Origin of the sequence: Corynebacterium sp. HMSC073B01, from assembly GCF_001838255.1 — a bacterium.
In the GTDB taxonomy this organism is placed as follows: Bacteria; Actinomycetota; Actinomycetes; order Mycobacteriales; family Mycobacteriaceae; genus Corynebacterium; species Corynebacterium jeikeium_D.
The window spans coordinates 43,649-54,483 of record NZ_KV836142.1 but is presented as its reverse complement, the minus strand read 5'-3'; the positions used below and the strand labels follow the sequence as shown (position 1 = coordinate 54,483).

Below are 10,835 nucleotides of genomic sequence, written 5' to 3'. Positions count from 1 at the left end.
CCTGAACCTACCGGCTTGAAAGTGTCATAAACTCTCACAGTTTCACATTTGCAGCCCGTTGTGCCTACCAGGCTCCTACCTAAGCCCCGCTCAATCCGGGCTACTTCTTGGCCACCACTGGCTCAATTGGGTTACCTCGCCAGGAGGTGTGCGCAGGAACGTGGTCACCGCGCATGACGAGAGAACCGGGTTCGACGCGGCAGCCGTCGTCAAGCACAGATGCCGGCAGTGCGACTGAGTGCGGTCCTAGGACGGAGCCGTGTCCGATGTGGACGGTGTCGAGCGTCATCACGCGGTCGGTGAATAGGTGCGTCTGGACGACACAGCCGCGGCCGACAGAGGCGCCCCGCGCGATGGTGACCAGGTCGGTCTCGGGCAGCCAGTACGTCTCCAGCCACACCCCGTGGCCAACGTTCGCGCCGAGCAGTCGCATTGCGCGTGCGATGCCGCCGGTGGCCATCGCCGGGTTCAGGTACCACGGCGCGGCGACCATTTCGACGAACGTATCCTGCAGCTCATTGAGCCAGACGAACTTGCTCCACAGCGGGTGATCACCCGGCTTGTGCTTGCCGACGCACACCCACTTGGCCACGACCGTGATGAGCAGCCCCAGCACACCAACAATCAGTAGCGCGGCAGGGGAGAGCAGCCACGCAACCACCAGGCCGAGCAGGGCAGCGCCAACGCCACCTGCAGTGACCAGCTCCGCGGTGAACATAACAATTCCCTGCAGGCTAAACAGCGTGATCGTCGCCAGCATGAGAGAGACCATCGGTGCCAGGACGCGCAGTGTCTCGACGATGCCGCGGGCGACCTTCAATCCCGTAGTCGGACGGTAGGTCTGCGCCGACTCATCGCTGGAGACAGTGCCCACACGGCGCATGCGCTCTGGCGGCGAACCCCACCAGTTGGAGCCGGACTTGGTCTTCTTCGGAGTAGAGGACAGCACGGCCACCAGTGAGTTCTTCGCCAGCTTGCGTTCCGGAAGCGTGATGCCGGAGTTGCCCAGGAAGGCGCGCTTGCCGATGCGGGAGTCGCCCACCAGCAGCCAACCGCCGCCGAGCTCGTAGCTGCCGACCATGGTGTCGTCAGCCAAGAAGGACTCGTCCTTGACGTGCAAGAACTTCGGAATACCAATCGCGGTGGAGACCTCGCTGTCGCGACCAATCTGGGCACCCAGCGCACGCAGCCACAGTGGAGTCAGCATGGAGGCGTAGATGAAGAACAAGTCATGACGAGCAGCGTCCATCAGGCGAATTGTCGCCCAGGACTGCCAACCCACGCGCGAACGCACCGGGAACACTCCCGACTTCAGGCCGATGCTGAACAGGCGCACGAGAATCAGCGTCAGCAGGGCATACACCGCAACACCGACGAAGGTGGCGGGAATAGCCCACAGCACGGCGCTGCCCAGCGTTGGCCAGAGATTCGAGGTGGTTAGCTCGGTGGTGCCGTCGATAAGTCCCGTGCCCCAACCGATGACAGCAGCCATCGCGACCGCAGCGGACAGCGGCACCAGCGTCAGTAACACCGCGGTAAGACCGTAGATAGCCACCCAGTGGCGACGCGCCGGCGGGACTTCCTCCGGGAAGCGGTGCTTGGACCGGCCGACCTTGCGAGCCGGGGAACCCGACCAGCGCGCACCAGCCTTGACCTTCTTTTCACCGGTGACGGTGGAACCCGCCTCGATGTGAGCGTCATTGCCGATACGCGCGCCGGGCAGCAGCGTTGAACGGGCACCGATGCGGGCGTGCTTGCCAATAGTGACCTCGCCGACGTGGACGACATCACCATCGACCCAGTATCCGGACAGGTCTACCTCCGGCTCGATCGAGCAGTAATCATCCAGTTTGACCAGACCCGTCACCGGCGGCAGCGCGTGCAGATTCACGCCCTTACCAATGCGGGCACCCAGCATGCGGGCATACCACAGCACGAACGGAGCGCCCGCCACTGAGTGGGCGCCGGAGCTCTCTGCCAGGCGTTCAGCCGCCCATAGGCGCAGATGCACCGAACCGCCACGCGGGTAGTCGCCCGGGGTGATGTTGCGCGTGAGCAGGCGTGTCGTCGCCGCGTTGATGGGCATAACCCCCAGTGGGGTCAGGAACAACAAGGCCAGTACGGCCACCAACCAGCCTGGTAGTGCCAGCGGCCCGCCAATAACCCAGTTGATAATCGCAAGCCACGTTACCCAGCGCATACCACGTGCCCACTGCAGCGGCACCATGAAGCCGACCTGCGCCCAACGGGTCTTGCGGGAGACAGGCGTCGGCTCGGGCACCTTTTCCAGGTGAGCGGTGGGGTCGCTGGCGTCGTCGGCAAGCATGTCGTCGCTGATGAAACCGCGCGCGACTAGCTCTTCGGCGAGATTGCCCAGGCGCGGGTGGTCGTAGAGGTCGCGCACGGCGACTTGCGGGGCGCGCTGACGAATGCGCGCGATGACGCTCGCCGCCGCCAGGGACGTGCCGCCCAGGGCAAAGAAGTCCGAGGCCGCGCCGGGCGCAGGTACGGACAGCACGTCCGCCCAGATATCGGACAGCCACTTCTCCACAGGGCTCAGCTTGTCGACGTCGCCCTCACCCGCACGCGCAGGCAGTGGCCACGGCAACGCCGCCTTGTCGACCTTGCCGGAGGTACGAACCGGCAGCTCATCCATGATGTGCAGGCGTGGCACCATCGCGGCTGGCATGGCATCGCGGAGGGTGTCCATGCACTTGTCGTAGTCCATGGCTGCGGCGTCGCCACCGGCGCCGACGTAGCCGACCAGGATGGAGTCGCCAGCACCGGTCTTCTGCACCACGACAGTCGCCTGAGTAGCGCCGGGGAGGGCAGCCAGGTGCGCCTCGACCTCGCCGAGCTCAATACGGCGCCCGCCGATTTTCACCTGATCGTCGACGCGGCCGGTGAAGTACAGTCCGCCCTCATCCATGATGACGTGGTCGCCGGTGCGGTACGCGCGCTCCCAGCCCAGGGCTGGCAGCGGCGCGTACTTCTCGGCGTCCTTCTCCGGATCCAAGTAGCGCGCGAGTCCCACACCGCCGATGACTAGCTCACCCTTCGTGCCCGGTGGGACGGGGTTGCCCTCCTCGTCGATAACGGTGAGGTCCCAGCCGTCCAGAGGAAAACCAATGGTCACGGGCTTGCCAGGCTTCAGCTCGATGCCGGAGGCCACGACGGTGGCCTCGGTGGGGCCGTAGGTGTTCCACATCTCGCGCTCAGGGGTGGACAGGCGCTCGACCAGCTCTTGCGGGCAGGCTTCGCCACCGACGATGAGTAGGCGCACGCTGTCGAGTGCTTCAGCGGGCCACAGGCCGGCCAGTGTTGGGACCGTGGAAACGGCCGTGATGTGGCGGGAAATCAGCCATGGGCCCAGGTCTACACCGGAGCGCACCAGCGAACGTGGGGCCGGCACCAGGCAGGCGCCATTTCGCCAGGCCAGCCACATTTCCTCACAGGAGGCGTCGAAGGCGACGGACAGGCCGGCGAGAACGCGGTCGTCCGGGCCGAGCGGCCCTTCCGGGTGGTTGGCCAAGAACCAGCGGGCCTCCGCATCGACAAAAGCGGCGGCGCTGCGGTGGGTGACCGCCACGCCCTTGGGCTTACCGGTGGAGCCAGAGGTGAAAATAATCCAGCAGTCATCGTCAGGAGTGGGCTCCTGCGAGATGATCTCGCGTGCGTTCGGCGGCGTCGGTTCCGTCTCTTCCTCGTCGGAGTCGGTGTCGGAGTCCAGCGGGCGGGGGCGATTACGCGCCGTAGAGCCAGCCAAATGTAGGCCTTCAGCATCGAAGTAACCGGCGATACCGGCCTCGCCGAAGACCATTTCGGCACGCTCGTCGGGGTCGTCCGCATCCACCGGAACGTAGGCGGCACCGGCAGCCATGATGGACAAAATTGCCAGGTAGAGCTCGCGGCTTCCCGACGGCATCCGCACACCAATGCGGTCGCCGCGACGGATGCCCTGTTCGTAGAGCCACGTAGCTGTGGAATCAATCTCGTTGATCAATTCCGCATACGTGACGACAACCTCGCCGTCATCGATGGCCTCAGCCTCAGGGAACCTTCGCGCGGTCGCCCGGACAATGTCAATGAGTGTGCGCTCAAGCGGCTGTTCCGTAGCACGTAGGAACTTCGCTTCAGTGGTTGTCACTTGAGAGCCCCCTTCTTATTCTTCTTGCGCTTTTTCTTCTTCTTCGACTTCTTCCGTTTAGGACGCTGGGAATCGCTTGACGACGTCGCCTGCGTCTTATTCTCCGCCATGTCCTTGGTGTCTGTCTCAGTGGCCGTGACCTCTGGGGTAGCGGTCTCAGGGTTTTTCGCGCCGGAGTCAGTTTCGGGGCTTGCAGCGGAGTCGTCGGCAAGCGATGCAAGCAGCGCGCGTACCTCGGGTGCGCATTCGGCGACGGCGGCGCGCTCGGCTCTGCGGAGTGAGCGTCGCAGAGATGCGCGGGTAGTGTTGCCCGTTTCTGTCAGTGCGATGAGCTGGCGGCGACGATCCTTGGAGTCTCGGGTGCGCTCGACTAGATTTGCCGACTCCAGAGAGTCAATCAGGCGAACCATGTCCGAGCGGTCCATGCCGAGCAGCGCGCTCAGCTCGGTTTGAGCCATGTCGCCGCCATCGGCGATGGCCTCCAGAACCCAATAACCGCGGATGGAAATCGACTCAATCTGAGTGCGGCCAAGAGCCGCGTTGACGCTGGCACGGACAGCCGCATCGAGCTGTGCCAGGCACCAGGACGCGGATTTGCGCAGGGCGGCCGGTGCGACGGCGGGTTCGCTTGCGGAGCCGGGCTTGCACTTGGACTTAGCGCTGGCCTTGTTTTTGGCTTTCGCTCCCTTGCGAGCCTTCTTCGCCTTGGTGCCGCTCTGTGCGTCGACAGCAGACACCTTCGCGTCTACGTCGGCTGCCACACCACCGCTGGTGTCGGCTGAGTCCGCCGAGGAAAGTACGGATGAATCAGACATACTTCCCATACTAGACAATCTGGGGAACCGTCAATAATGGGACATGGCCAACTAATAATGTCCCTGTTTGCCTGCGGATTGTTAGAAGGTCTGTGCTTTGGGGTGGGTAGATAAAAGAAAAACTGCCCTGCGGGTAGGCAGGGCAGTTGTAGTTGGTTTAGTTGGCCTTCTCCATTGGGCGGCCGAAGTGCTCCCAGTCGATCATGCCGCCGGTGATGACGATGGTGTCGATACCGTTCTTCTCCAACCAGGAAGAAACCTGAGCGGCACGTCCACCGGAGCGGCACATCAGGTAAATGTCGGAATCCAAATCCAGCTCGCCGTAGCGGGACGGAATCTCTTCCATGGGGATGTGAACGGCGCCGGTGGCGTGGCCGTCATCCCACTCCATCTGTGAGCGGACGTCAATGATCTGTGCGTCTTCGGGTACTTCGGATACGTTTACGGTTTCCATAGTGCGCACTATACGCAATCTGGCCTTATCGCCGGAAGCACAAAGGCCGCCGGAGGAAAACTCCGACGGCCGTAGCGCTGAATCACGGGAACTGCGTCAAAGGTGCGAGCCCCAGAAAGGGAGATTGGCTAGCGCAATTTTTACTTGTGGCTCTTACTTGTGGCGCTCGATAGCCTCAGCCAGGATGCGCTCAGCCTCAGCCTTGTCGCCCCAGCCCGAACCGGAAACTTCCTTGCCCGGCTCCAGGTCCTTGTAGTGGACGAAGAAGTGCTCAATCTCGTCCTTGGTGAACTGGGAAACATCGTCGATGTCCTGGTAGTGGTCGAAGCGGACATCATCCAGGACGCACAGCAGCTTGTCGTCGCCGCCGGCCTCGTCGGTCATCTTGAAAACGCCGAGCGGACGAGCCTTGACAATAACGCCCGGGAAAACCGGCTCCGGCAGGATCACGAGAGCGTCCAACGGGTCGCCATCCTCGCCGAGGGTTTCATCGATGAAGCCGTAGTCGGCCGGGTAGGCCATTGGGGTGAACAGGTAGCGGTCGAGGTAGACCTTGCCGGTCTCGTGGTCGACTTCGTACTTGTTGCGCTGACCCTTCGGGATCTCAATAGTGACCTCAACGCTCACGGCGATGACTCCTTATAATCGGTGTACACTTCTCTGACGGCTATCTTATGCGAAACCCGCTCAAAACCGTTTATTTGTGCACCTTAAGTGAGGTTTTGTTTTCAGGAAGAAGGTGTTTGTGACCGTGGGTAGTACCGACTCTGACAGCTCCAAAACCGCCGCTAAGGGCACGCAAAAATCGCCCAGTTCCGTAAAATCCGGCAAATCCAAGAAGTCGCGCGGACTGAAAATCGGCGGTGCCATCGCCGGTGTTCTCGTTATCGCAGCGGGCAGCGGCGTAGCGGTTGTCGTCAATAACAATCGTCAGATTGTTGTCGATGCACCGCCCGCGGTCAGTCATGTCTCTGCTCCTGTGACGGCGGCGCAGTCTTCGCTTGACGACGGCGCTCTGGCCCAAAAAGTCAGCGCCATCATGGACGCTGCTGCGGCCGATCCAGCCTTCGGTGAGCTGCATGGAATTGTTAGCGATGCTACTACCGGCCAGAAACTGTGGGGGATCAATGACACCGCGGTGGCCATGCCGGCGTCCAGCATGAAGATTCTCACTGCGGCTGCCGCACTGTTGGACTTAGGTGAAGATCATCGGGTTTCCACCCGCGTCTCCCGGGTTACGGGGACTAACGACATCGTTTTGCACGGCGGGGGTGACCCCACCTTAAGCAAGGACGGGGAAGGGTTCTTCCAGGACTCGGCTTCAATCGCTGAGTTGGCGAAAAAGATTTCCGTGGTCATTCCGGAGGGGGTCGGCAAGGTTTATCTCGACAACTCTCTATTCACCGAGAGTTTCCACGAGACCTGGGAGCGTGCGGGGCTGGAGGACGGCTACATCGCACCGGTGGAGTCGGTGATGATGGACGCCGGTCGTATCGATCCGACGAATGAAGAATCGCAGCGCAGCGCCACGCCCGCCGCGGATGCCGCTGATGCACTGGCCAAGGCGCTTGGTGCGGAAAACGGAGGCAGCCTGAGGGATGCGGCCAAGGATGGTCAGTCACTGCCTCTGGATCCAGACCCCGTCGCGCTCGTGCAGTCGGCACCGCTGGTTACCCGTGTGCACGAGATGATGAACTATAGCGACAACGTGCTTGCCGAGTCCATTGCCCGTGAGGTGGCTATCTCTCGCGGTCTGCCGCCGACCTTTGAGGGGGCCGCACGTGCCGTGCGTGACACTCTCTCGGAGCACGGTTTTCCTCTCGATGGCGCGGTGCTGTCGGACTCCAGCGGCCTGAGCACGGATAACCGTATTTCTCCGCAGCATCTCTCCGAGGTGCTCAATTCGGCCGCGGGTCCGGTGGAATCGGCCGAGCAGGGGGGACTGGCGGAGTCGCAGGAGTCGTCGGAAAGCACTGCGTTGCGGTTGCGCCCACTGTTGGATAGCTTGCCAGTGGCGGCGGTGTCCGGCACTCTGGCGACGCGCTTTGCTGGTCAGTCCGGGGCGGGCATCGTCCGTGCGAAGACAGGCACGCTGAATAAAGCCTCGGCGTTGGCGGGATATGTGGTGACGAAGTCGGGACAGGTACTGACGTTCGCACTGATTTCCAACGAGGCGAGCCTGTTGCCGGCAAGAGCTGCGTCCGATAAGGCAGCGAGCGCCCTTGCGGATATCTAAACTGAGATTCATTTGCCACTGAAAATAATTTGAGGAGATGAATCCGCAATGGCCTCTCACACTTCCGCGATTAGGAACTTGCCAACCGTTCACGAGATTGCCGCACAGGTTCGCGAGGGAAAGCTAAGCCCGGTGGACAGCGTGCAGCGCAGTCTCGACGCTATCGCCAGACTGGATGGAGGGATTCATGCCTTCCGTGAAGTGTGGACGGATAGGGCTCTGCAGGCTGCGCGGGAACTCGAGCAAAGCGAGAAACTCTCGGAGTTGCCGCTCGCAGGTGTGCCATTTGCGCTGAAGGAAAACACCGCTCTAGAGAACCCGTTTGTCCAGCAGTTGACTAGCGCCGGTGCAATCGCGGTGGGAACTACGGTGAATCCGCAGTTCTGTACGTGGGGGACGACGACGCTGCCGGGACTGGCCGTCGACAATCCGATTCTGCCGGGGCACACTCCCGGTGGGTCCTCCGGTGGATCCGCAGCGGCTGTCGCCGCTGGGATGGTTCCGTTTGCGCAGGGCAACGACGGCATGGGGTCACTTCGTATCCCTGCAGCGTGCTGCGGGCTATCGACTCTGAAGGCGACCCCGGGAACAATGCCGGGGCGCGTGGGCGGCAATGACTGGTACGGAATGTCTGTCCAAGGGGTGCTCACAGTCAATAACGATGACTTGCGCCTGATCACCAAGATCCTCACAAATGGCATAGTGGATGCGGAGGACCCGGCGAAGACCCTGCCTGAAAACTTCGCAGTCAGCGTGGACACCACTGCGCCCGTATTCGGTTTGAAGGCTGCACCGGAGTACGTCGATGCGGCGCAACAGGCGGCGAGAGTATTCGCGGACAAGGGCTTTGCCGTCTCGGAAAAGAACATGCCGTACCCGCTGAACCCACTGCCGATGCTCGCGCGCTGGACTGCGGGGGTGGCGGATCAGCTTCGCGACGAGCCGCGCCCTGATCACCTGGAGTGGCGCAATCGAGTCCACGCCGGCATTGGTCGCTTGCTGCGTTTCACAATCAATGGCCGCCAAGTGGCACGCGATGGCGCTCGCATCGAGCGTGAGCTACCGGGTGACACCATCTTGATTACCCCGGCTCTGGCCAAGAACCCACCGCGAATCCGCGCGTGGCATCGCATGCCCTGGATTGTGAACCTGCTGTCCAATCTGCGTTTCACTCCCTACGTCTCGACGTGGAATTACCTGGGATTCCCGGCTGGCATCGTTGTGGAACCGACCTCTGGGTTGCCGGTGCAACTGATTGCGCGCCCGACCCAGGAGCGAATTCTGCTTACCGCGATGGAAACCATCGCAAGTGGTGGGCGCGTTGGCTAGACCTTTTTGGCCGGACCGCAGCCCTCATTTCCTCATCATTCGGCAAGCTGTCCGCGCGATAGTGCAGCAGGTGGGGCAGGAATTGGGCAGCGGTGTCGTCATTGGGCTTTCCGGTGGTGCGGATTCGCTGGCCCTGACCGCCGGGGCCTGTGCGGAAGCTCTCGGGCCCAAGGGTGCGCTGGCCGGCCGCAAAGTCCACGCCGTCGTAGTTAATCATCAGCTTCAGCAGGGCTCTGCAAAAGTTGCCGAGCGCGCCGCCCACATTGCTCGGGGGATGGGGGCTACGGCCGAGGTTATCGCGGTCGATATCAACAACAATTCCGACCGTGGTCCCGAATATGAGGCGCGTTTGGCACGACACGCAGTGCTACGGGAGGTCGCCCAATCTCGAGGTGCGGCGCTGATGCTCGCCCACACCTTGGACGACCAGGCGGAAACAGTTTTGCTGCGGCTGGCCAGGGGAGGCGGTCCGCAAGCGCTGTCCGCCATCCGCGACAACCTCACGTGGTCTGACGGGACTCGGATTCTGCGCCCGCTGCTCGGTGTGCGACGCTCAGATACTCAGCTCTGCTGCGAAGAGCTGGGCTTGAAGGTGTGGCACGACCCGCACAACCATGACGACCATTACGCCCGCGTCCGGGTTCGAAAGACGATTTTGCCGCTGCTGGAGCAGGAGCTGGGTCCGGGAGTTGCGGAAAATCTCGCTAAGACTGCGGCGATTGCAGCAGTCGACAATGACTTTTTGGACGCTCACGCCGAGTCAGCTCTGCATGCGCTGCTGGGGGAGGAAGAGGCGTTGGCAAGCGGGAGCCTGTCTGTGCGAGGGGTGGCTGAGCTTGACGACGCCATCGCGGTGCGCGTCCTCGCGCGTTGGTTGAGGCAGGCGGGTGCGGAGCCCAGTAGTAAACAAATCGACATGGTGATGGCGCTCGTGCACCGCTATCACGGACAGGGCGAAGTGCCGGTGACCCGAGGTCGCGATGGTGCCGACAGAAATGCCAGGTTGGTCGTTGAGCGAAAAGATGGCACTCTACAATTGGTAATGAATCGTCCCGCGGTGCCTTAAGAAGGGTGCCGCAATCCAACTTCCGGCGGCTGAGAACAATCGGTTGCCATAACCCTGAACTTGCACTGGGGCAGTTACGCTCCATCGACACGCCGCCATAGAAGTGCGGAAAGGAAATGCGATGCATGATGTGAAGGATTTCAACGTCCCCGCAAACCCCTACGGCGATGAGGTAGAGGCAGTTCTCATTGGCGAAGAGGAGCTGCATGCTCGCATTGACGAGATGGCGCATCGTGTGAATGAGAAGTACAAGGATGCCGACAGCGATCTGATTCTGGTCGCAGTGCTGAAGGGCGCGGTGTTCTTCCTGACTGACTTCGCCCGTCAGCTCAGCATTCCCAGCCAGATGGAGTTCATGGCGGTTTCCAGTTACGGAAACTCCACCTCGTCGTCAGGCGTGGTGCGTATTTTGAAGGACCTGGATCGCGATATTGAGGGACGCGATGTCGTGATTGTCGAGGACATCATTGACTCCGGCCTGACCCTGTCCTGGTTGATGAAGAACCTGCGCAACCGTAATCCGCGCTCCCTGGAGGTCATTACGCTGCTGCGTAAGCCGGAGGCTGTGCGCACCAGCCTGGATGTTGCGGATGTTGGCTTCGACATTCCGAACGAGTTCGTCATCGGTTACGGCCTGGATTACGCCGAGCGCTACCGCGATTTGCCGTACGTCGGCACGCTTCACCCGCGCGTTTACCAGGGCTAGGTCTGTCTTCGGCGCTTATTGCACAGTGCCGATGCTTGACGACGGGCATTGCGCGCTTACCCTCCCGCAGTTCTAGCTGTCT

General features: G+C 61.9%; 8 protein-coding genes. 4 read left to right on the top strand and 4 right to left on the bottom strand.

Annotated features, from left to right (window positions below):
- Positions 1-100: 100 nt before the first annotated feature.
- The 4 genes from HMPREF2849_RS02725 to HMPREF2849_RS02710 form a co-directional block, all read right to left on the bottom strand.
- Positions 101-4,147: a Pls/PosA family non-ribosomal peptide synthetase gene (locus HMPREF2849_RS02725; protein WP_070862572.1), complete on the bottom strand. Its 4,047-nt coding sequence runs from the start codon at positions 4,145-4,147 to the stop codon at positions 101-103.
- On the bottom strand, positions 4,144-4,962 hold the full coding sequence (locus HMPREF2849_RS02720) for a MarR family winged helix-turn-helix transcriptional regulator (protein WP_070862571.1): 819 nt from the start codon (positions 4,960-4,962) through the stop codon (positions 4,144-4,146). Before HMPREF2849_RS02720 ends, HMPREF2849_RS02725 begins: the two co-directional genes overlap by 4 nt.
- Positions 4,963-5,119: 157 nt before the next feature.
- The gene (locus HMPREF2849_RS02715) at positions 5,120-5,416 is read right to left on the bottom strand and encodes a rhodanese-like domain-containing protein (RefSeq protein WP_016421494.1); all 297 of its coding nucleotides are present in this window, start codon (positions 5,414-5,416) and stop codon (positions 5,120-5,122) included.
- A 153-nt stretch (positions 5,417-5,569) separates the two neighbouring features.
- Complete coding sequence (locus HMPREF2849_RS02710) at positions 5,570-6,043, bottom strand: inorganic diphosphatase (RefSeq protein ID WP_005510088.1); 474 nt, start codon at positions 6,041-6,043, stop codon at positions 5,570-5,572.
- A 124-nt stretch (positions 6,044-6,167) separates the two neighbouring features.
- Here HMPREF2849_RS02710 and dacB point away from each other — a divergent pair, with 124 nt between their 5' ends.
- From dacB to hpt, 4 genes are all read left to right on the top strand, one after another.
- Positions 6,168-7,652 carry a D-alanyl-D-alanine carboxypeptidase/D-alanyl-D-alanine endopeptidase gene (gene dacB / locus HMPREF2849_RS02705; RefSeq protein WP_246822092.1) on the top strand — a complete coding sequence of 495 codons (1,485 nt, stop codon included), beginning with the start codon at positions 6,168-6,170 and terminating at the stop codon, positions 7,650-7,652.
- A 48-nt stretch (positions 7,653-7,700) separates the two neighbouring features.
- The gene (locus HMPREF2849_RS02700; RefSeq protein ID WP_016421492.1) at positions 7,701-8,981 is read left to right on the top strand and encodes an amidase family protein; all 1,281 of its coding nucleotides are present in this window, start codon (positions 7,701-7,703) and stop codon (positions 8,979-8,981) included.
- Positions 8,974-10,047 carry a tRNA lysidine(34) synthetase TilS gene (gene tilS, locus HMPREF2849_RS02695; RefSeq protein ID WP_246822091.1) on the top strand — a complete coding sequence of 358 codons (1,074 nt, stop codon included), beginning with the start codon at positions 8,974-8,976 and terminating at the stop codon, positions 10,045-10,047. The genes HMPREF2849_RS02700 and tilS overlap by 8 nt, the downstream gene beginning before the upstream one ends.
- Positions 10,048-10,168: 121 nt before the next feature.
- Complete coding sequence (hpt, locus tag HMPREF2849_RS02690) at positions 10,169-10,753, top strand: hypoxanthine phosphoribosyltransferase (protein WP_016421490.1); 585 nt, start codon at positions 10,169-10,171, stop codon at positions 10,751-10,753.
- Positions 10,754-10,835 lie beyond the last annotated feature (82 nt).